This window comes from Empedobacter sp. UBA6745 (assembly GCF_002453775.1).
GTDB classification, from domain to species: domain Bacteria; phylum Bacteroidota; class Bacteroidia; order Flavobacteriales; family Weeksellaceae; genus Empedobacter; species Empedobacter falsenii_C.
Genome location: NZ_DKHL01000006.1, coordinates 1 through 22,950, shown reverse-complemented (window position 1 = coordinate 22,950; position 22,950 = coordinate 1). Strand labels below are relative to the sequence as shown.

General features: G+C 31.3%; 18 protein-coding genes and 1 pseudogene. 9 read left to right on the top strand and 10 right to left on the bottom strand.

The features are described 5' to 3' along the window. Positions 1 to 337, bottom strand: a 337-nt coding sequence (locus B4H69_RS02435) for a carboxypeptidase-like regulatory domain-containing protein (protein ID WP_291092606.1), incomplete at its 3' end; no start/stop codon positions are given. A 485-nt stretch (positions 338 to 822) separates the two neighbouring features. On the opposite strand from B4H69_RS02435, the gene B4H69_RS02430 reads away from it, so the two are divergent. Beyond that, on the top strand, positions 823 to 1,845 hold the full coding sequence (locus B4H69_RS02430; RefSeq protein WP_180906629.1) for a LacI family DNA-binding transcriptional regulator: 1,023 nt from the start codon (positions 823 to 825) through the stop codon (positions 1,843 to 1,845). 1 nt (position 1,846) lies between these two features. Here the strand turns inward: B4H69_RS02430 and B4H69_RS02425 are convergent, their stop codons facing one another. The 8 genes from B4H69_RS02425 to kduI are packed head-to-tail and all read right to left on the bottom strand — an operon-like array spanning position 1,847 to position 11,243. Beyond that, positions 1,847 to 3,460, bottom strand: coding sequence for a UxaA family hydrolase (locus B4H69_RS02425; RefSeq protein WP_180906630.1), 1,614 nt, complete (start codon positions 3,458 to 3,460; stop codon positions 1,847 to 1,849). Between the two features lie 9 nt (positions 3,461 to 3,469). Next, positions 3,470 to 4,927 carry a tagaturonate reductase gene (locus B4H69_RS02420; RefSeq protein ID WP_180906631.1) on the bottom strand — a complete coding sequence of 486 codons (1,458 nt, stop codon included), beginning with the start codon at positions 4,925 to 4,927 and terminating at the stop codon, positions 3,470 to 3,472. A gap of 19 nt (positions 4,928 to 4,946) precedes the next feature. Next, positions 4,947 to 6,467, bottom strand: a complete 1,521-nt coding sequence (locus B4H69_RS02415; RefSeq protein WP_291092602.1) for an MFS transporter — start codon at positions 6,465 to 6,467, stop codon at positions 4,947 to 4,949. Between the two features lie 44 nt (positions 6,468 to 6,511). Then, positions 6,512 to 7,186, bottom strand: coding sequence for a bifunctional 4-hydroxy-2-oxoglutarate aldolase/2-dehydro-3-deoxy-phosphogluconate aldolase (locus B4H69_RS02410; protein ID WP_180906633.1), 675 nt, complete (start codon positions 7,184 to 7,186; stop codon positions 6,512 to 6,514). Positions 7,187 to 7,188: 2 nt separating this feature from the next. Continuing rightward, the gene (locus B4H69_RS02405; RefSeq protein ID WP_180906634.1) at positions 7,189 to 8,196 is read right to left on the bottom strand and encodes a sugar kinase; all 1,008 of its coding nucleotides are present in this window, start codon (positions 8,194 to 8,196) and stop codon (positions 7,189 to 7,191) included. Between the two features lie 8 nt (positions 8,197 to 8,204). After that, positions 8,205 to 9,602: a glucuronate isomerase gene (gene uxaC / locus B4H69_RS02400; RefSeq protein ID WP_180906635.1), complete on the bottom strand. Its 1,398-nt coding sequence runs from the start codon at positions 9,600 to 9,602 to the stop codon at positions 8,205 to 8,207. A 14-nt stretch (positions 9,603 to 9,616) separates the two neighbouring features. Continuing rightward, positions 9,617 to 10,399 (bottom strand): gluconate 5-dehydrogenase, encoded by a 783-nt coding sequence (locus B4H69_RS02395; RefSeq protein ID WP_180906636.1) that lies wholly within the window; start codon positions 10,397 to 10,399, stop codon positions 9,617 to 9,619. Between the two features lie 7 nt (positions 10,400 to 10,406). Beyond that, on the bottom strand, positions 10,407 to 11,243 hold the full coding sequence (kduI, locus tag B4H69_RS02390; RefSeq protein WP_180906637.1) for a 5-dehydro-4-deoxy-D-glucuronate isomerase: 837 nt from the start codon (positions 11,241 to 11,243) through the stop codon (positions 10,407 to 10,409). Between the two features lie 373 nt (positions 11,244 to 11,616). Between kduI and B4H69_RS02385 the strand changes: the two are divergent. From B4H69_RS02385 to B4H69_RS02370, 5 genes and pseudogenes are all read left to right on the top strand, one after another. Then, positions 11,617 to 13,058: pseudogene (locus B4H69_RS02385) on the top strand (MFS transporter). Between the two features lie 185 nt (positions 13,059 to 13,243). Beyond that, complete coding sequence (locus B4H69_RS02380; protein ID WP_180906639.1) at positions 13,244 to 14,893, top strand: hypothetical protein; 1,650 nt, start codon at positions 13,244 to 13,246, stop codon at positions 14,891 to 14,893. A gap of 112 nt (positions 14,894 to 15,005) precedes the next feature. Then, entirely contained in the window at positions 15,006 to 15,203 is a 198-nt protein-coding gene (locus B4H69_RS16430; RefSeq protein ID WP_317169023.1) for a hypothetical protein, read from the top strand. 39 nt (positions 15,204 to 15,242) lie between these two features. Beyond that, entirely contained in the window at positions 15,243 to 15,377 is a 135-nt protein-coding gene (locus tag B4H69_RS16425) for a hypothetical protein (RefSeq protein ID WP_317169024.1), read from the top strand. 592 nt (positions 15,378 to 15,969) lie between these two features. Then, on the top strand, positions 15,970 to 17,187 hold the full coding sequence (locus B4H69_RS02370; RefSeq protein ID WP_180906640.1) for a hypothetical protein: 1,218 nt from the start codon (positions 15,970 to 15,972) through the stop codon (positions 17,185 to 17,187). Between the two features lie 41 nt (positions 17,188 to 17,228). Here B4H69_RS02370 and B4H69_RS02365 read toward each other — a convergent pair whose 3' ends face one another. Beyond that, positions 17,229 to 18,503, bottom strand: a complete 1,275-nt coding sequence (locus B4H69_RS02365; RefSeq protein WP_291092596.1) for a hemolysin family protein — start codon at positions 18,501 to 18,503, stop codon at positions 17,229 to 17,231. A gap of 224 nt (positions 18,504 to 18,727) precedes the next feature. On the opposite strand from B4H69_RS02365, the gene B4H69_RS02360 reads away from it, so the two are divergent. The 3 genes from B4H69_RS02360 to B4H69_RS02350 all read left to right on the top strand — a co-directional run bounded on the left by B4H69_RS02360 (position 18,728) and on the right by B4H69_RS02350 (position 22,315). Beyond that, complete coding sequence (locus B4H69_RS02360; protein WP_291092594.1) at positions 18,728 to 20,131, top strand: hypothetical protein; 1,404 nt, start codon at positions 18,728 to 18,730, stop codon at positions 20,129 to 20,131. 356 nt (positions 20,132 to 20,487) lie between these two features. Next, complete coding sequence (locus B4H69_RS02355; protein WP_291092591.1) at positions 20,488 to 21,918, top strand: KAP family P-loop NTPase fold protein; 1,431 nt, start codon at positions 20,488 to 20,490, stop codon at positions 21,916 to 21,918. A gap of 55 nt (positions 21,919 to 21,973) precedes the next feature. Further along, positions 21,974 to 22,315, top strand: coding sequence for a hypothetical protein (locus tag B4H69_RS02350; protein WP_180906643.1), 342 nt, complete (start codon positions 21,974 to 21,976; stop codon positions 22,313 to 22,315). Positions 22,316 to 22,950: the final 635 nt, after the last annotated feature.

Sequence of the window (22,950 nt, the reverse complement as noted above, 5' to 3'; positions counted from 1 at the left end):
ATCCAATTACAACAACTTCTTCTAACTGTTTGTTTTCATTTTCTAATGGATTTAAAGAAAAATCAAAACTTTCTGTAGACTTAATAGGAATCTCAATTTGCTGATATCCGTCGTAAAGTATTGTAAGCGTAGCATCTTCTGGAACTTCAATTTCGTAGTATCCATTTTCATCTGTATATGCTTCTAAATCGGTTCCTTCTACAAAAACTTCTACTCCTGCCAAAGGTGTTTTTCCGTCAGTTGATTTTATTATTCCGGAAACAACCTTATTCTCCTGAGCAAAAGCTGCTATAGGTAAGAGTAAAAGGGCAAATAATGATATTTTAGACTTCTTCATAAAGTGTTAATTTTGTGCTTTTTAGTTAATTCATTATTAAATATATTTAAGTAATCGATTGCATTATTATATATTGATAGTTTTGTAATCGATTGCAAATTGATTTATTAAGTGTATAGAGTACACTAAAATATAACTATTTTTTTAAAATCAAACAAAATCTTAAAATTTTATAAAAAATAATTAATCTATTTGTTAATTATTGATATTTAGTGTAATATGTATTTATTTTGACTAATATTGATATATTCTCTAACTTGAATAAGCTAAATGGTTAGTTAAAATCATAATTCTTTTGATGACTTATTGAATTTTTAATTCTAAAAATATGTAAATTGAAGTAAATTTGTAATCGATTACAAATTGTTTTAGATTCTGAAAAAAAAGTTTTAGAACCATTGTAATTTATACATTACTATATAATACTATTGAGATTTAATTTATATTTACCGAATCTTGATAACGAACTTGAATTTTACCTTATTATGAAAAAAAGTGCTACAATATATGATATTTCTGAAAAATTGAATATTAGTGCAGCTACCGTTTCGAGGGCTTTAAATGATCATCCTAAAATTAGTCAGAAAACGAAAGAGTTGGTTATGAAAGCTGCTAAAGAGCTTAATTACAAACAAAATACTTTAGCACAGGCTCTAAAAAGTGGGAAGACAAATAATATTGGGATTATTGTTCCATATATTAATACAAATTTTTTCTCATCTCTAATTCGTGGGATAGAAGAGGAGTTGTCTCCACATGGTTACCATGTTATTATTTGTCAAAGTCACGAAGATGTAGATTTAGAAAGAAAACAACTAAATACATTATTGAATGCACAGGTTGATGGTATTTTTATGTCTGTTTCTAAAACGACAGAAGATATTTCGCATATTGAAGCTGCAAAAGAATCTAATACTCCAATCATATTTTTTGACCGTAAAAAAGATATTGCAGGTATCAGCACTGTAACAATTGATGATTATAAAGGAGGATACTTAGCAACCGAACATTTGATTAAACAAGGTTGCCGAAGAATTTGTCATTTATCTGGAGATTTACGTTTGGAGATTTATCAAAATCGTTACAATGGATATATCGACGCATTGAAAGATAATAAATTGACGTTTAAAGAAGAATATGTTTTTCCAATTAAAAGTTCGATAGAAGATGGAGTTGAAGCAATAAAAACATTGTGGAATTTATCATCGCCACCAGATGGAATTTTCTCAGCCAGTGATTATGCAGCATTGGGTGCTTGTCAACAATTGAAAAAGAAAAATATTAGCATTCCAGAAGATGTTGCAATAATAGGTTTTAGTAATGAACCATTTACACAATATATGGAATTGCCTATTAGTAGTGTTGATCAGACACCAGATATAATGGGAAAAATTTCCGCTCAAGTATTTCTGGAATATATGAACGAAAATTTTTCAGGGATAAGCATAGAAAAAAAGGTTGTTTTAAATCCTCAAATTCATATTCGAAAATCTTCGAAAAGAAAATAGGTTATAAAGAAACGCCTCTTTTCCAAGGGATAAAATCATTTTGATTTAAAATTTTAGCTTTTACTTTGACTTCACCGCTTGCAACTTTTATGATAAATTCTAAAAGCTCGTCAGCGGTTTCTTCAATTGTTTTATTTCCTGTGATGATTTCTCCTGTGTTAAAATCGATAATGTCAGGCATTTTTTCTTGTAATGCTGTGTTCGAAGAAATTTTTACAACAGGAGCAACAGGATTTCCTGTAGGCGTTCCTAAACCTGTTGTGAATAAGACAATATTAGATCCAGTTCCGACTAAAGCAGTTGTACATTCTACATCATTTCCTGGCGTACATAGTAAATTCAATCCAGGTTTTTTGATATATTCTGTATAATCTAACACATCTTGAATAGGAGAGGAACCTCCTTTTTTGGCAGCACCAGCAGATTTCATCGCATCTGTTATTAATCCATCTTTTATATTTCCTGGAGAAGGATTCATGTCGAATCCAGAACCCGCGGCGACAACAGAATCTTCGAAATCTTTCATTAATTGTAAAAATCTTTCGGCATCTTTTTCGTTAACACAACGATTGATTAATTCTTGTTCAACTCCGCACAATTCGGGGAATTCGGACAAAATTGTTGTGCCTCCAATTGCAGCCATAATATCTGATAAATAGCCTAAAGTTGGATTAGCAGAAATACCAGAAAAACCATCTGATCCTCCACATTCTAATCCTAAAACTAATTTGGATAATGGAGCTGGTTTACGTTCAATTTCATTGGCTTTTTTGATTGCTTCGAACGAATCTTTAATAATTCCGTTTAACATATTATCAACTGTTCCAGATTTTTGTTGCTCATAAACGATAATAGGTTTTTGACTATCAGGATTGATTTTATGCAAAGCTTCTTTAAAAATATCAACTTGTAAATTCTGGCAACCAAGGCTCAAAACTGTTGCACCAGCGACATTAGGATTATTTACATAACCAGCAAGCAATCTTCCTAAAGCTTCAGCATCTTGACGAATTCCGCCACAACCACCTTGATGTGTAACGAATTTAACATCAATATTTTTGAAAACTCTTGTGTCTTCTTCACCTGTTTCTTGCTCATTTTCATCAGAATTCTGAATTAACGAACGTAAAAGCAATTGATGTTTAGATGGTTTTTCGAATAATAATTCTTTTTCGAAAACATCTTTCAAAATTTCGACATTTCTGTTTTCGCAAAAAACTAAAGGAAAAAACAACCAAATATTTTCAGTTCCAACCTGTCCGTCTTCTCTGTGATACCCCATAAATGTTTTATCTTTCCATTTATCGATATTTGGAGCAGTCCATGACGTTGTAGCCGTTTTCTTTTCGACTTTAGAACTTTGATGTTTTACATTTTCAGTCGTAATAACTTCACCTTTTTTTATGTTGCAAACGGCTTTTCCGACAGTAATACCATACATCGTAATCGTGTCATTTTCTACAAAATCTATTGCAGCAAATTTGTGTTTCGCATTTGTATCTTTCTGAATTTCAAATTCAGCATTATCAACGACTACAATTTCATTTGCTTTTAGGTCAACTAATGCAACAATTACATTATCTGTTGGATTAACTTTTATAGCTTTTTTCTGCATTTTTCTCTCTTAAATCGTTTGGTTGCTATACATTTCATAAGATTTTTCAATCCCATATTCATCAATTAGTCGAAGAGCTTTTTCAACTTCATTTTCTAATTGATTCACTTTTGTCAAATCTTGTTCCCAAAAATTTATATTCTTCAAAACAGAATTGCTTATTTGTTGATAATCATTGTCTTTCCAAATGTTTTTAAACTCATTTATAATTGCTTCATCATCATTTACAGGTAATTTTTGATTGTTCCAATCACCTTTGTAAAAACGAATTAAACAAGCCAAAGAAAATGTAATTCCTTTCGGAATTTGATTAAATTTTTCTACATAATCTAATAAACTTGGTAGAACACGAACTTTGAATTTTGAGATAGAATTTAACGCAATACTTGATAAATAGTGCTTGATAAAAGGATTTCTAAATCGATCTAAAACATCTTCTGTATATTCTTTTAATTGTTCTTCTGGTAAATCAAGAATAGGAATAATTTCATTATAAATAATATTTTTAATAAAATTTCCAGCTAATTTGTTATCGATTGCATTACGAACAGTTTCTATTCCTAACATGATAGAAAAAGGAACCATTGAAGTGTGAGCTCCATTCAAAATTCTGACTTTAGAAGTACGATAAGGCGCTATATTTTCGACAAGCAAAATCTGTTCATTTGCTTTACTTAAAGGAATCTTTTCTTCTAATTTTTCATCACCTTCAATTGCCCAAAATAAGAACGCTTCTGAAACGACAATCAATTCATCTTCATAGTTTAATTGATTTGTGTAGCTCTCTAAATCATCTTTTGGAAAACCTGGTACAATTCTGTCTACTAATGTATTATGAAAGTTATTTGAAGTGTTAATCCAAGTGATAAATTCATCTTCTAAGTTCCACAATTTTGCATATTCTAAAATATAATCTTTCAGAATAATGGCGTTATTCTCAATTAATTCACATGGAATAATTGTTAAGCCTTTGTTATTATCTCCATTAAAATAAAGATATCTTTCATATAAGAACGCAGTTAATTTTGCAGGAAAATTTTCGTGTGGTGCATTTTCTAATTTATCTTCTGAAGGATTAAATACAATTCCAGATTCTGTTGTGTTAGAAAAAACAAATTCCAATTGATCTTCTTTTGCTAATTTCAAAAAATCTTGGTATTCTTTATAAGGATTAATAGATTTTTGAATCGCAGAAATAACACGATTTTCATCAATCAATTCACCTTTTTTAATTCCTCGAATAAATAAAGTGTACAGATTATCTTGTTCTTCAAAAGTATGAAATGAACTTCCAGAAGGCGTAACTTTTATGTTTGCGATTCCTGCATTAAAATTGGCATCTTTATTCAGTTTATCGATTACATAGTCTGTAAAAGCGCGCATAAAATTTCCACCTCCAAATTGAATAATTTTTATAGGAAGTTCATTTTCTTGATGATATAGTTTTTTATTTAATTTTGTTTTCAAGTTATTGAATTTTAATTGATTATTTAATCACTTTGTATTTTGGTACTAATATTTTCATGACAATCCATGCTGTTAAATATGCAACTCCACAAATTGTAAAAATGATCATATAACCTTTATTGATTCCATCAACTATAATTGCTCCTGATTTTTCTAAATCTGAAAGTAAATTTTCTGGTAATCTTTCGTTAATGTATTGAGGATATTTTTCTAATAATGGTATACCATCGATAGTTGTCCAGTTTTTGTGCGAATAATCAAATAAAACTCCTGATGATTTGTTGATCAAAAAAGAACCAATTCCACCAGCCATACCACCAATTCCAACTATTGTAGCAATAGCGCTTTTAGGAAACATGTCTCCAACAGTAGAGAAAATATTTGCAGACCAAGCTTGATGTGCTGCTCCAGCAATACCGATGATAATTACAGGAACCCAAAAAGAGGTTGCACCAAGAGGTTGAGCTAATAATGCCAATAATGGAAAGAAAGCAAAAATTAACATTGCGCGCATTCTTCCTGAATATGGATTCATATTTAATTTATCGACAAAATATTTTGGTAACCATCCTCCAATAATAGAAAGTAATGTGATGATATATAGAACAAATAAAGGTAAGGCACTTTGTGTGCTATCCATCTTGTATACTGAGCTTAAGTAGGCTGGAGTCCAGAAAAGATAGAACCACCAAACGCCGTCTGTCATAAATTTTCCGAAGATAAAAGCCCAAGTTTGTTTGTATTTAAAACATTCAGAAAATGTTAGTTTTCTACCTTCTGTAGATGCGCCTGTATTTTCTTCTATATCTTGTTGAATATATTCTAACTCAGCACTATTAACCTTTGGATGTTTGTGTGGTTCTTGGTACAAATAAATCCAAAATCCCATCCAAATAAATCCTAATGCTCCGATGATGATAAAAGCCATTTCCCAACCCATTGATTTTGCAATAAATGGAATTGTAAGAGGAGCAGCTAACGCACCAACAGTAGCACCAGCATTGAAAATACTTGTAGCAAACGCGCGGTCTTTTTTCGGGAAATATTCGGCTGTAGCTTTGATTGCTCCAGGGAAATTTCCTGCTTCACCGATTGCTAAAATTAATCGAGCAAAAATAAATAAGCTAACACTTGTTGAAATAATTAATGAAGTGTCACTTACTTTTTCTAAGACTTCTTTTGCTCCAGCAAATCCTAAAAACCAATTATCTGTAATAAATCCTGCCGTTGCAATTCCGCAAAAAGCATGTAAACATGCACCAATCGACCAAATTGCAATAGCATATAAGAAACCTTTTTTAGTTCCCATTTTGTCAATAAATCGACCCGCAAATAACATACTTACAGCATAAAATATTGAAAAAAGAGCGGTGATATTTCCGTAGTCATTATTATTCCAGTGAAATTCTGGAACTAAGTAATCTTTCCAAGTTAATGATAAAACTTGACGATCTAAGTAATTTATGGTTGTGGCAACAAATAGTAAACTGCAAATAGTCCATCTAAAACTACTTGGTTTAATGGAAGTTTCGTTCTTCATTTAGTGTGTTTTTGTGATTTATTATTTTGACTTCTTCCTTTAAATCATATATTTTTTAATTCTTTATAAATTTGTATTGATTCTCCAACTGTTCGTTCTATTTGAGAGTAATCATATTCATTCGATGAATTTTTTGTGAACAATTGTGATCCAATTCCAACACAATAAGCGCCAGCATTTATCCAACTTGCTATACTTTCTTTTGTTGGCATAACTCCTCCGCTTGGCATTATATCCGTCCAAGGCATTGGTCCGTTTACAGCTTTTATAAAATCTGACCCTCCAACTTGTGTTGCGGGAAATATTTTGATGATTTCTGCTCCTAATTCTTCTGCTAAAGATATTTCCGATACAGAACCACATCCAGGCATCCAAGCTACTTTTCTTCGGTTACAAACTTTTGCTACTTCAGGATTTAATGAAGGTGCAACAATAAAATTTGCTCCTAATTGTAGATATAATGCAGTAGTTGGTGCGTCTAAAACAGAACCTATTCCTAAGATTAATTCTGGTAATTCTTTTGCCGCATATTTATTTAATTCAGCAAAAACTTCGTGTGCAAAATCGCCTCTGTTTGTAAATTCAAATAATCTTGCGCCACCATCGTAGCAAGCTTTTATTATTTTTTTAGAAATTTCGATATCTTCATGATAGAAAACAGGAACAATTCCAGTTTCTTTTGCTTTTAAAGCGACTTCTATTCTTGTAAATCTTGCCATTTTTATCTTTTTATTCTTCCCCCAAAATTCCCATTAACTAACTCTAAAATATCATCAACAGAAGCTAAATTTGTGTCACCTAAAATGGTATGTTTCATTGCGCAAGCAGCATTTGCAAAGTTTAAAGCAAATTGATCATCATGATTAATCAAACCATAAATCAAACCTGCAGCAAACGCATCACCAGTTCCAATTCTATCAACGACGTGGTTGATTTGAATTTCTTCTGTTTCTAAATATTCATCATTAATCCAAGCTCTACCTTGTGTTGCTTGCGAACTTGCATTAATTCCAATTCTAACTTTATCAAATACTTTTTGAATTGATGGAATTTCTTTCATCAATGTTTTAGAAGCTTCAATAAATCCATTCTTATCCGTTGAGAAATTTGTTTCTAAAATTTCATTGATTTCATTCACTCCCCCAATAAAAATGGTTGAATATCCGATTAATTCTTTCAAAATATCTTGTCCTTTTTTACCGTAATTCCATAAATTACTTCTATAAGCAGGGTCAGTTGTGATGTTGATTCCTTTTGAATAAGCGAATTGTAAACCTTGCTTCAACGTTTCATAAGCAGATTCTGAAATTCCAGGTGTAATTCCTGTCCAATGGAAAAAATTACAGTTTTCTAAGGCTTTATTCCAATCAACTTCGTTTGGTTTTATATTTGAAAAAGATCCATTTAATCGATTATATGCAATACGACTTGGTCTGACGTCAGAACCAACTTCCAAAAAATATAATCCAAGTGGATGCTCATTTTTTGTGATAAATGAAACATCAATTCCTAAACTCTTCATGTAAGAAATAGCTGCATCTCCGACAAAATCATTCGAAACATTTGAGATGTGCTGCGTTTTACAACCAAAAGTTGACAAAGAAGCCGCAACATTCATTTCTGTCCCGCCAAAAAAGAATTCTACTTCTTTACTTTGTTGCAAAGTTTTATGATTTGATGGAGAAATTCTCATTAAAACTTCTCCAAAAGTCAAAATATTATTGCTCATAAATAGGTCTAAAAATCAAAATATTCTTTTGCATTGTAATAACAGATATCTGATATTGTTTTTCCAACTAATTCAATATCATTTGGTAATTCTCCATTTGCCATTTCTTCTCCGAATAAATTACAAATAACTCGTCTGAAATACTCATGTCTAGGGAAAGATAAGAAACTTCTTGAATCTGTCAACATTCCAATAAAGCAACTTATTAACCCCATATTAGATAAAGCATTTAGTTGTTTGATGATACCATCTTTTTGATCTAAAAACCACCAGCTTGAACCAAATTGTACTTTTCCTTTTACGCTTCCATCATTGAAATTCCCAATCATTGTTGCGAAAATTTCGTTATCAGCTGGATTCAAATTATAGATGATTGTTTTTGTCAATTTATCATTTCCATCTAGTCTATTTAAGAATTTAGAAAGATTGGCTGCTTGTTTAAAATCTCCGATAGAATCCCAACCTGTATCTGGCCCTAAAACACGATGCATACGAGCATTGTTATTGCGAAGTGCGCCTAAATGATATTGTTGAATCCATCCAAATTGATGATACGTTTCTCCTAAAAATAGAAGTAGGGCAGTTTTGAATTGTTCGATTTGAGTATGATTTAACGGTTGGTTATTTCTTTTTGATTCGAAAATTATATTGATTTCATTATCAGTAAATTCTTCGTAAGAAATATTATTTAAACCATGATCACATATTTTGCAACCGATTGCATTAAACGCTTCAATTCGATTATATAAAGCATCTTTCAAGTTTTGGAACGAATTAATTTCGAAACCAACAACTTCAGAAAGTTTATTAATATATGAATTGTAATCTTCATTTTCAATCAGAATTGCTTTATCTGGTCGGAAAGCTGTACTAACTTTAGTATTAAAATCGCTTTCATTCAGTGTTTTGTGATATTCTAACGTATCTGTCGGATCTTCAGTCGTACAAACCGTTTCAGCATTTACTAAGCTTAATAAACCTTGACAAGATTTATCTGCTTGTTGTAATTGAGCCGAAGTATTCTCAAAAATTTCTTTCGCGTTATTTTCGTTCAATAATTCATCGATTCCAAAATATCGTTTTAATTCTAAATGAGTCCAATGAAATAGAGGATTTCGAAGTGTATGAGGAACAGTTTTCGCCCAAGCTTCAAATTTTTCTAAATCTGAAGCATTTCCTGTGATACAATTTTCATTAATTCCTAACGTTCGCATTGCGCGCCATTTGTAATGATCTCCAGCAATCCATACTTTCGAAATATTTTCAAAAACTCTATTTTCTGCAATATCTTTCGGTGATAAATGATTGTGATAATCTATGATAGGAAGTTTTTCAGCATAGTTGAAATACAATTCCTCGGCATATTTATTTTGTAATAAAAATGTATCAGTTATAAATGATTTCATATAGTATTTAAATTTTACTCGTTTGATGGTTTACCTATTGTTGCTAAAATTCCTCCATCGACATAAATAATTTGTCCATTAACAAAATTACTTGCTTCCGAAGCTAAGAAAACCGCTGTACCAGCTAAATCTTCGGGATTTCCCCAACGACCTGTAGGTGTTCTGTTGATGATAAATTCGTTGAAAGGATTTCCATCAACACGAATAGGTTCTGTTTGAGAAGTTGCAAAATAACCAGGTCCGATTCCGTTAACTTGAATGTTGTGTTTTGCCCATTCTGTCGCTAAATTGCGCGTTAACATTTTCAATCCACCTTTTGCCGAAGCATAGGCAGAAACATTGTCTCGTCCCAATTCGCTCATCATCGAACAAATATTAATTATTTTTCCAGCTTTACGCTCAATCATTCCTTTTGCAACCAATTGTGACATAATGAAAGGACCAACTAAATCGACATCGATAACTTTTCTGAAATCTTCGATATCCATATCTACCGCAAGAACTCGTTTGATAATTCCAGCATTGTTGACAAGAATATCAATTTGACCATGATTTTTTTCGATTAACTCAACTTGTTCTTTTGCTTTCAGTTGATCAGTCACATCAAAAATATATCCAGTTGCAGTAAACCCTTTGCTTTTATAATATTGTAAAGCTTCTTCAAGTTTTGAAGGAGTAGTACTTGTAATAACTAATTCAGCACCAGCTTGCGCCAATCCTTCTGCCATTGCTAATCCTAAACCGTGTGTACCTCCTGTTATTAAAGCTATTTTTCCAGATAAATCAAATAAATTCATAATTCAATTACTTTAATTCATCCGTATTTACACCATCCATATCACTGTAATCCATATTTTCACCTGCCATTCCCCAAATAAAAGTATAATTTGAAGTACCTACACCCGAGTGAATAGACCATTCTGGCGAAATAACAGCTTGATTGTTTTGTAAGAAAATATGACGCGTTTCATTTGTTTGTCCCATAAAATGGCTAATCGATTGCCCTTTTTCTAAATCAAAATAAAAATATGCTTCCATTCGTCTTTCATGTGTATGAGCCGGCATTGTATTCCATACACTACCAGGATGTAATTCGGTCATACCCATTTGTAATTGGCAAGTTTCTAAAACACTATTTACAATCAGTTTATTAATTGTTCTTTTATTCGCATATTTAGAGTCGCCTAACTCAACAATTTCAGCTTCGTTTTTTGTTATTTTTTTAGTTGGAAAAGAGTGATGAGCTGGAGCAGAGTTGATATAAAATAAAGGCTGTTCGTTATTTACTTTATCAAAAACAATTTCTTTATTTCCTTTACCAATGTACAAAGCTTCTTTATTACTCAATTCGTATTCAGTTCCATCAATTGTAACTTTTCCTTTTCCACCAACATTAATAATTCCTAGCTCTCTTCTTTCTAAGAAAAATTCTGCTTTAAGATCTTTTGTAGGTTCCAGAGTTAGTGCATGATTAACTGGGTAAATACCACCAATAATCAAGCGATCATACATTGAATACACTAATTTCACCTGATCTTCTATAAATATATCAGGAATTAAAAAATGTTCTCTTAGTTCTTCAGTTGTATATTTTTTAACATCATTAGGATGATGTGCATACCTAAATTCAGAATTTATCATAATAGTTATTTATTAAAATTAATGTAATCGATTACATTTTATATTTAAAAAAATACATCGAGATGATGTTTTGTAAAAGTATTAAAAAGTTTTTTAATAATGTACATAAAACACTATAAAAAATTTAACTTAGAGGATTAAAAAAATTTAAGATTTTAAATCTTAATATATTAATTTAAATAAAATCTTTTTTTTAAAAAATTAATTTCAATTTTATTTAGTTTATGTTCAACAAAATATAAATTAATTTCTTAATTACCCTATGTCAAATGTAAATTGATATTTGTAAAATAAACTATAAATAACCTATATTTATAAGCTGGTTGTTTAGGCAATCATCAACCAATATTTAAAAAAAATTATATCAAAACACATGAGTCAATCACAAAAAACTAATTGGGGTCAATTTATCCCACTAGTTACAGTATTCTTCTTTTGGGGATTCGTTGCGTCAAGTANNATGAAATATTAATACCTGTTTTCAAAAAATCATTTGATTTATCTCAAGCAGAAAGTCAATTAGTAGCAGTTGCATACTACATCGCTTATACAGTCGGAGCTTTAATTTATATGGGAGCCTCTTTATTAGCAAAACAAGATTTAATCAATAAATTTGGGTATAAGAATTCATTATCTTTTGGACTTCTTTTATCTGCCATTGGAACGCTTTTTTTTATTCCGGCAGCCAATACAGGATCATTTCCTTTAATGTTAACAGGTTTGTTTACTGTAGGTCTAGGTTTTTCGTTGCAACAAACTGTTGCTAATCCACTTGCAATTGCTTTAGGAGATGCAAGTACTGGATCTCAACGTTTAACATTAGCGGGAGGTATTAATAACTTAGGAACTACAATTGGACCTTTAATTGTTGCTTATGCAATTTTTGGTGCGGGTGGAGAAGGAGAAACAACTTTGAGTATAGAAGCAGTTAAAATTCCATATTTGTGTTTGGGTGTTGCTTTTTTAGCTGTTGCCATTTTCTTGAAATTTTCGTCTTTACCAAATCATCCAGAACAAGAGGATGATAGTGCAATTACAACTTCAAAAAATGATAAATCATCAGCCTTAAAATATCCTCAATTATTATTAGGAATGCTTGCGATCTTCTTATATGTAGGTGTAGAAGTTTCTACTGTAAGTAATTTACCAGCATATATGCACAATGAATTAGGATTCGATATACAAGGAGTAACACCATACGTTTCATTATATTGGGCAAGTATGATGATTGGTCGTTGGGGTGGTGCTGCAGAAGCATTTGGTTTAGATAAAACAAAAACATTGGCTCTTAAATTTATAGCACCTTATTTAGCTTTTGGAATTTTCTTATTAGTTAATTACATTGCAGTACATGATTTGAAACCATTTTATTTATACAGTGTAATTATTTTAATAATGATTTTAGCTTCTTTATGGACAAATGGAAATCCTGCCAAAATGTTATTAACTTTCTCAATTATCGGAATTGTAGCATTATTAATTGGAATGAATACAACAGGTTTAGTTTCTATTTATTCTATTACAAGTGTTGGTTTGTTTTGTAGTACATTATGGCCTTGTATTTTTGCATTAGCAATTAATGGTTTAGGAAAAAATACTTCGCAAGGAAGTAATTTCTTAATTATGATGATTATGGGAGGAGGACTAGTAAGTATATTCCAAGGATATATTGCAGATTTAACAACTGTTCATTCTAGTTATATCGTTTGTATTTTATGTTTTGTATATTTAGTATTCTACGCAATTGCAACACCTAAAATTCTTAAAAAACAAGGAATTAATCTTGATGAAGTGAAATCCGAAGGAGGACATTAGGAAGATTCAATATTTAATAATTTAAATAAAAGGTTGTTTTGTAATGTATTACAAAATAGCCTTTTATATTTTATATGAAAAATATCATGTGGAATTATTTCTTTTTGTAATATTGTTAAAAATTATACATTATATTTGCGAAATAATTCTTATTGCTACCAAAACCAATTAGAACCAATTTATTTATGAAAAAAACTTTACTTAGTCTTGCACTAATAAGTATTACTTATTGTGCAAATGCACAGGTGGGTGTTGGAACTAACACACCGCAATCTACTTTAGATATTGTAGGAAAACCTACAGATACAGCAACTCCAGATGGTGTTATTGCGCCTCGTGTATCAGTTGCAAACTTAGATGCAAAAAATGCAGCTTACACTACTGCTCAAACTGGAGCTATCGTATATGTAAATGATATCTCTGCAAGTTCTACAGTGACAGCTACAGCTGCAATTAATGCAGTAGGATACTATTATTTTGATGGAACAAAATGGGTGAAATTTACTCCTGCAGTAGCAACACAAGACTTACGTTTAGTTGGTACAAATAATCACTTAACGCAAGATGCTGGTATTGGGAGTAATGGAAGTTCCTTAGGGACTGGTACAGATAATATTGCGATAGGAAGTAATACATCAAATAAAATTACGAATGCTTCTTCTACAATAGCGATTGGAGGAAGTGCTTTATCTAATCTAACATCAGGACAAGGAAATATAGCGATCGGAGTTCAAACTCAAGCTTCAACCACAACTGGTACATATAATACCGCAGTTGGTTACAATTCTTTGACACAACAAAACTCGTATGGTAATAGTACTGCTCTTGGTGCTTATGCAATGAATAATGGTTTTGGTAACAATAATACAGCTATTGGTGGATATGCAGGAGCTGGATTAGCACAAAATAGCGATAATACATTAGTAGGAGCTAATGTATTAAAAGCTAATGTAGGTACTAATCCTACAGGAAATACCCTTATAGGTTCTGGCATTAACCCAAATACTGCAAATATTACATATGCAAATGTAGTTGCATTAGGTAATAATGCTTTGCAAGATGTTACAAACTCAGCAACAGCTACAACGGTAAGTAACTCTACTTTTGTTGGTAGCAATGCTACATTAGACGCGACAGTAAACGCTGGAGCTATGTACGCAACAGCCATAGGTGCTGGGGCTGTAGTAGGTGCAAGCAACTCTATTGTTTTGGGACGACCACCTGTTTCTGGTGCTGCACAAGACAAAGTAGGTATTGGTACTATAAAGCCTACAGAAACTTTAGATGTAGTGGGTACTGCAAGAGTAAGTAGTCTTGCTAATACTGAAAATAAAATTGTAACAGCCGATACAAATGGTAAATTAGGGCTATTATCTGTAGCTGAGATAAATTCGCCGAAAGCATTTATCAATAGTTCTCAATCTGAAGCTATACAAATTATACCAATATATGATGGACCTTGTTATAAACCAAGTGATAGTACATCATCTTGTAGTATAAGAATTAATCACTATTCTTCTTGTACGGGATTTACAAACCCAGTTAGTACTGATATTATTGTCGTAAATAATATTAATACAGGAACTGGTAGTTACGGTACAACATGGTCTCCTAAATTTATTAATAATAAAAGTTTATCATCAGAACCTGTTATTACAGCTCCTAATTCTACTACCAATACTTATACAGGGACAGGTACTTTTGGAGGAACTTGTTATGCTAGTCTAAGAGCAACAGTTACTCCTGCAACTGGTAATGTGAAAATAGAATCAGTTAAACAATATATGTTTACGCATCTTAATTATTTGATAGATGTATCAAGATCAGCGCAATAATTAATAACAAATAAAATATTTACTAAAATCTCAACCATTTGGTTGAGATTTTTTTTGTTAACTCATTTATTATTAATAGTTTTAAGTATTAACCATAAAAACTTAAACAATTATGCCTATTACCAATCTAAACAACAAACACCTTTCTGCAGAGCAAGTAGTTGCTGTGCAAGATGCCTTAACAACATTAGAAAATGAATTGCAGGAGATTGATTTTAATTTAACTTCCGAAGATCGTAGAAAATATGGAAGCATCAACGAGCAAAACAAATTGGTTGTAAACAAAGTATATGACTACTATACCAATTAACCCAATTTAGCTGCGCCAGATGTAGATTGGGCGGAGTTTTTGAGAGATTATGAAAGTAGAGAAAATATAGAAACTATTTTGGCGCGCATCAATACATTAATAGATAAAGTATACAATGCCAAAATTTTGCATGATTTTGATAATTACCAAGCAGCATTAGAAGATTATTCGTAGACGGCTTATAAAGCAGGAAGCTCGGCAAGTGGTTACGAACAAAAACGTAGTGATTTGAAACAATTTTTTTCGAGTAGAGGAAGTACAACAACAGCTAATATACCAGCAGCTGAATAAGTAGTGGATTTTAGTTATATGTAATGTAGTCTTTTTGACTACATTTTTTTTGAGGTATATTAAAAGACTATTATTCTAGACATAGTTTGACGTCCCGAAACAAGCCAGCTTCCAAAATTACCCCGTCGACGTGGTTCGCGACGTATATTTTAGCCTTCGGGACGTGGTCAACGACGCCTTGGACGCCAAATTTGGCGTCAATAACGTCAAAATATACGTTACAAACGCCGTCAGCTTACTTCAGAACCACGTCAGCTACGTCTAGACGTGATCGACTATGTTTGAAACGCCAAATATTTTTTGAAAAGATGAAGAATGATAAAATACTTTGTCGTGTATTTCTAATTGAAATTTGTCTATTTGCTTGATTTTTCTTGTTTTATAAATTATTTGTATACTATAATATTTATAATATAGTATATTTGCCAAAAATAATATTTCTCTTAACTACCAACCAATTAGAAATATTACTATAATGAAAAAAACTTTACTTAGCCTGATTTTTTTAGGTTTAACTTGGTACGTAAATGCACAAGTCGGTGTAGGAACAAATGATCCTAAGGCTACTTTAGATGTTAGAAAATCTACTAATACACCTACAACTTCTGTAGATGGAGTAATACCTCCTAATATGACAAAAACAGAATTGGCAAATAAAGCTGCAGGTACATATGCTGCTTTACAAACGGGTGCGTTGGTTTATGTATCTGATGTTACAGGAGGGGCGTCTGGAGCAAGTCTGTCACAGGTAGTTCAAATAACTTCATCAGGTTATTATACATTTAATGGTACTGTTTGGATAAAATTATTAAATTCTACTGATGCAGATACAACAAACGATGCTTGGGTTAATAATTCTGCTAATACCCGTGTAGAGTTAGGAACTACTTCTAACGGTGTTACGAGAGTTGCTGGCACAGAGGTTGTTGCTACAGATGCTGGTAATTTAGGGCTTGGAATAGTAGCTCCAACAACGAAATTACATGTAGTTTCAGGAGGTACAACTACAACTCCATTATCTGCTGTTACAATAAATGATGGAACTCAAGCTCTAAATAGAGTTTTAACTTCTGATAATAATGGTGTTGCTAAATGGTCTGAAGTTACAGTAAGTAAAGTTAGAGGAGTTATGAGACCAGCCAATTCAGCTATTCAATTAATAGGTGGAGGGGCAGGAGTAACAACAAATAATAATACAATATCTTTAACAACAACGGTAGCAACAATAGATAAGATACATTTAGGTTCTTATATAGATTTAGATCCAGGTAAATGGGAGGTAGAAGCTAATGTATTGGTAAATCTTGGTTTACCTGCTAGTGTAGCAGGATTAAACTATGTTTTTAATAAATTTACTTTTACAGAAGAAACTACAGCTGTAGTGGTTAATCAATCTGGAGATTTACCTCTAACTTCAGAAAGTGGTTGGTTAATAGGAGGATCGACAGTGATTTTTGGAGGGTCTAGTGGATCAACAGATGCTTTTTATGCTGTTATTAACGGGAAGGTATTTATTACAAATACAAGTACAGCTAAGAAAAGATATTATTTAACACTCTGGCAAGGTTCTAGAAAATATTCTAATTATAGTAATGGTTCTACTACACAAGCTGCATCTGCTACAATATCAATTACAGGTCTAGGAAGTAGTGCTAATGGAGAAAATTATATTACTGCTCAAAAAATAAATTAGTGAGTTACAAAAAAAACTCAACCATTTTGGTTGAGTTTTTTTTATTTCTTACGATATGCCAATATTTTATCAATACGATTACCGTCTTTGTCTACAATTTCTAGCGTCAAATCTTCTACTTCTACCTTATCACCAACATTTGGAATGGTTTCGTATTTGTCCAAGAAAATCCCTGCAACGGTAACGTATCTATTTTCGATGTCTTCGTCTATATCAATCTCAAAAAATTTCTCGAATTCATAGATCGAAAATTGCCCATCGATCAACCATGTTCCATCTTCGCGTTCTACGATTTCATAATCTTCGTCTTGGTTCTCTGGTGTATCACCAACCAATTCATCCAAAATATCATTTATTGTTACAATACCAGCCGTTGTACCATATTCGTCCAAAATAATAGCGAAATGTGCTTGCGAATTCTGTAACATTTCCAACAACGGATAACTAAACGAATTCTCGTTGACAAAAATAGGTTTGTGTATAAATTTTTTCAGGCTAAAATCTTCCTTACTTACCCCAAACATATCTTTTAATTTCAAGATACCAACGATTTCATCCAAATTATTGTTCTTGGTAACGGGATAGGCTGAGTATTTGTTTTTCTTGACTTTAGCACGAGCTTTCTCATAATCATCCGAAATATCTAATGAAGCAATTTCTGAACGATGTGTTGCTAACGTATTCACACGACGATCTCCAAGCTCGAAAACACGTTCTAAGATTTCGTGTTCTTTTTCCTGAATTTCACCACCTTCTGTACTTTCTTTGATGATATTTTTTATTTCTTCCTCCGAAACAACTTCGCTGCTATCGTCTTTAATACCAAATAGTTTTAAGAAAAAATTATTGGTAACCGTTAATAACCAAACAAATGGTGAAGTGATGATAGATAACCATTTCATAGGTTTTGAAACAATAGTAGAAACCATTTCTGGAAATTTCATTCCCAAACGTTTTGGTAATAATTCGCCAAATACAATCGAAAAATAAGTGATAATTACCACCATAATAATTGGAGAAAGTGTTTTGGCGTAAGGAGCAATGAAAGCGATAGATGTTAAAAATTCTGTTAAATCTGCAGTCAATTTATCACCAGAGAAAACCCCTAACAAGATACCAATAAGGGTAATTCCGATTTGTACGGTTGATAAAAATTTGTTCGGATTCTCAGCAAGTTCCAAGGCAGTTTTAGCACCAGAACTTCCTTTCTTCATTTGATTTTCTAACTTAAATTTTCTTGACGAAACAAGTGCCATTTCTGACATGGAAAAAATTCCGTTCAATAAAATCAATACGATTATTATAACAATCTCCACTTTTATTCTTTAATTTTGATAAAACTTACTTTTTAATGGTTTAAAATATTGATAAACACATTATTATGTTTTTGTTTAAAATTTGTAAAGTGTTTCAAAAAAGGGCTTTTTTAAGCAGTTTTAGGACACTCTGGGACAGTTTAGGACATCTAATCTCACCCTATTTTACGCCCCGAAATGGGGTCGTAATTTTATAATTTAAACACAAATATAAAGTTTTTAAAATGATAAACTATCAATTAAAGTCGAAAGACACAAGTAAACAATCACCAGTTTTTGCGTACATCACTGGTGTATTTTCGCAATCACAAGAACGGCTTAAGGTATCTATTGGTAAATCAATCTTTCCACAAGATTTTGGAGACGTTAGTGATAATTACAAGTATAATAGAGATAGATTCTTTAAATCTAAAAAACCATCAAATTTGATCTTCAGAGATTATATTGAAAAATTCGAGCAAGCTGTAAATCAAACCGAGCTTTATTTTAGAGTGATCGAAAAGAAGCCAAGTAAAGACGAATTTAAAACTAAATTACTCGTCAATTTAGGTAAAGAAGTTGAAGAAAAAACAAGTTCAAATATTACCTTAGTTGACTTCATTAATGACTATGTAAAAGAGGTAAAAGAGCTACGACTGAAAAACAAAAAGAAGATCAGTGATGGCACAATTTGGAATTATTTAAGCGTAATTCACCATATAAAAAACTATCAACAGAGTAAGGGGTTGGAGCTCCTTATAAGTGATTTTAGTTTTGATATTTATAACGATTTTGTTGAAGTAACTAACCAGCTTGCGATTGATAAAATAAAAGGTAAAAATAAAGAAATTCATTGCAAAATACATCACAAGGTAGGAAAGTCAATTAACACTATCAGTGTGATTACAACACGCTTGAGATTCTTGTTGAGTAAAACACAACAAAGAGGTTACGAGTTGCATAATACACTGAACTTAAGAGATGAGAGGTTGATTATTAATATGCAACCTAGCGCAAAAGAATATTACTTAACCGAAGAATTGTTATTACAAATATATAATTATAAACCAAAGAAGAATACAACTCAAAAAGGTAAAGATTATATAATGTTGGCAGTAACTACTGGAATGCGATTTGAGTCAATCAATAAATTGCGAGGTGATAAACCTCAGCTGATTACGACTCCAACTGGTGAGCAATTTTTTGCGATAAAAAACAGAGCAAGCAAGACTGGTGTTGAGCTGTTAAGTCCGCTCATGAAGCCAGCAATTGAAATATATGATAGAATGATGGGACAGTTTCCGAAGTTGAGTACCGCTCCAATGGTTAACTATCAGATAAGAGCATTGCTGAGTGAGATGGGGATAAAAGATAAAGTTGTGGTAACTCACCATGTTTACGGTAAAGGACAAATAAAAGAAAATAAGTTACTAAGCGAAGTAGTGAGTAGTCATGCTTGTAGAGCAAGCTTTATTACCAATCTTCTTAACTTGCGAGTTGATAGGTACAAGGTGAAAGCAATGACTCATAAGGCGATGAATGATGGAACTGCATTCTCTATATATGATCGTAGAAGTGAGATTGACCGTGCAATTGAGTTCTTTGATGTTACTAAGAATTTGGATTCAGAATTTTTTAAATACAAATAAATAAGGGGCGTTAAGCCCCTTTATTATTTATTGTTACCAAGTAACCATGCAGAAACCTCACTCTCAACATACATTTTCATGTTTGTGTGTTCACTTCTTGTATACGGTAAGCCTTTCTTCTCCCAGCGCTGAAGAGTCTTTTGAGAAATTCTCAGCAACGAACAAACGTCACTAGAGTACAGAATGTCTATCAACTTGATTACTTGCTTGTTTGGCTTGTTTAGTGCCATTTTTCAAATTTTGATAATAAATACTGTGCTTTCACATATATATTATTGTATTCATGTTTTGATCTTTAAATGATCCGTCGACGTCATCTTGCGTCATAATGGTTATTGTTTCTTCAAAATTTGATATTGCAAATCTCAACTACTATTACCAAAATTAAAAATTTGATTAAACATGATGATGTTGAAATAGATAAAAAATATCCATTTAATAACTGTAAACTCGATAGAGAGAAGTATGCGACTGTTCTTACAAGTTTAATTGAAAATTATGGTGATGGTTTTGTTTTAGCACTTAATAATAAATGGGGTGCAGGAAAAACCACATTTGTAAAGATGTGGGAGCAAATGCTAACTAATAAAGGTTACGAAACAATTTATTTCAACGCTTGGGAAAATGACTTTGAAGATAATCCTTTAACTGCTCTGATTGGTGAATTAAATATTATTAAGAAAGAAGAAAGTATAACATTTAATAAAGTTGTAAGTAGTGCTGCAAAATTATCTAAGAATATTTTACCAGCTATAGCAAAAGGGGTTCTAAACAAATATGTTGATTCAGAATTAATAATTGATGTAGTTCATGAATCAATTAAAACAGCTACAGAAATTTTTGAAGCAGATGTAAATGATTATGTTAAAAGAAAAGAATCAATAAAAGAATTTCGAAAGAGTTTTGGCGATTTTGTAGCGAATAATTTTAATGGAAAACCTTTGATATTTTTCATTGACGAATTAGATCGTTGTAGACCGAATTATTCAGTTTCATTACTAGAACAAGTAAAGCATTTTTTTAATGTACCAAATATTATTTTTGTTTTGTCAATAGATAAAATACAATTGGGTCATGCAATTTGTGGTGTTTATGGTTCAGAAAAAATTGATGCTAATCAATACCTGAAACGATTTATTGATGTAGAGTTTGAAATACCGCAACCAGACAAAAATAAATTTTTTGAATATTTATATGATTATTATGATTTTGATTCTTTTCTAAATAGTAATGAAAGAATAAAAATTCGAGAATTTCAATATGATAGAGATGGATTTATGAAATCATTAAAAAATTATATTGGGATTTTAAATCTTCGAGAGCAAGAAAAAATAATGTCTCATATTAGGATTTCATTAAAAACGTTAAGTACAAATAAATACTTAATACCAGACTTTTTGTGTTTTATTATCTATTGTAAATTTATTCAAAACGATTTTTACTTAGGGTTATCTAATAAGACTTTAAAAATGGCAGATGCTCATACTAAAATGTTTGAAATTTTAACTGATTTAAATTTTGATAATAGAGATTGTATAAAAATTGAAGCTTATTTCTTGAATTATTATAATAGTTATTTAAATAATGGTTACGGAGAAAAAGTATATGTTTTTAACAGAGAGATTTCAAATTATGAATTGAATATTAAATCAAAATTTAATAGTGAAGAGCTTATGAAGTTTTATGAATATTATAACGATTATGGTTATAGAGGTGAATTAGATTTAAATTTAGACTATTTTATCAATGTTATTGATTTAACTTATAACCCTATCGTAAATATTTAGTTAATCAAAATAATATATACTATTTATAAAAGACAACTCAAATGTTGTCTTTTTTATGAAAGATTATCTATTAAACATTTTAGACCTCATCAAACAGCTTCCAATTACTCTTAAAGATATTGCTTTCTTGTGCGCTGGTGTCGCTGGCGCTATCATAGCAGGATTCAAGAAAAAATTAAACAGAATCCAATTCATCCAGTCGATTTTTACTGGCGTTTTTGTGAGTTGGATTCTAGGAACTTTCTTAAGTTCATATCTTGATTTGAGTAATGAAGTTGTTTACGCTTTTTGCGCCCTTAGTGGACACTTTTCGGACGAAATATTGAAACAGACGAGTATTATTGTTAAATCACTTGCTCGTTATGCAAATAGCTTTATTGAGAAGTGGCTGAAGTAGGTGAGACCTCATCCGTAGCAGAATAATTAAGTTTACAATTGTCAAGTTCGTCTTGCAGTTGCTGTAACTTGTGTTGAAGTCTTACAGTTTCTTGTTTTGACTCATTTAGCTCAATTAGAAGCTTGTCTTGCTGGCGCTGTTTGTTGGTACATGAAGAAGCAAACAGAATAAATAATAAGAAGTAAAATGTTTTCATAGGTCAAGTAGTTAGTTAGGAACATTAATTTACGAAAATATTTTAATTAATACTTGACTTTTTTGAATTTCTGACTATATATATAATATAGTACAGTTTATTACTTGCTCATTATTTTGTTTATTATTTAAACTAATTTGTTTTTTTATTTTTAAGGGTGTTACCGTGATGGGTTCACCCTTTTTTTATATAAAAAAGAAACCATAGGATAAGTAAGAAGAGAAAAATAGAAACAATACTATTAATAGTTAATTAATTTTTATTACTTTTATGTAAGGTACTGCCGCATAGCAGTAAGAGGTTGAAGCAAGGGTATTTTATGAAAATAAAATTTCTCTTGCTTTTTCATTTGTTTTTATTACTTTAGTGTGACTAAATTAATAAAAATCAACACTCTAAACCTATGAAAAGACCATTTAAACCCTACAATGGTGCTAAG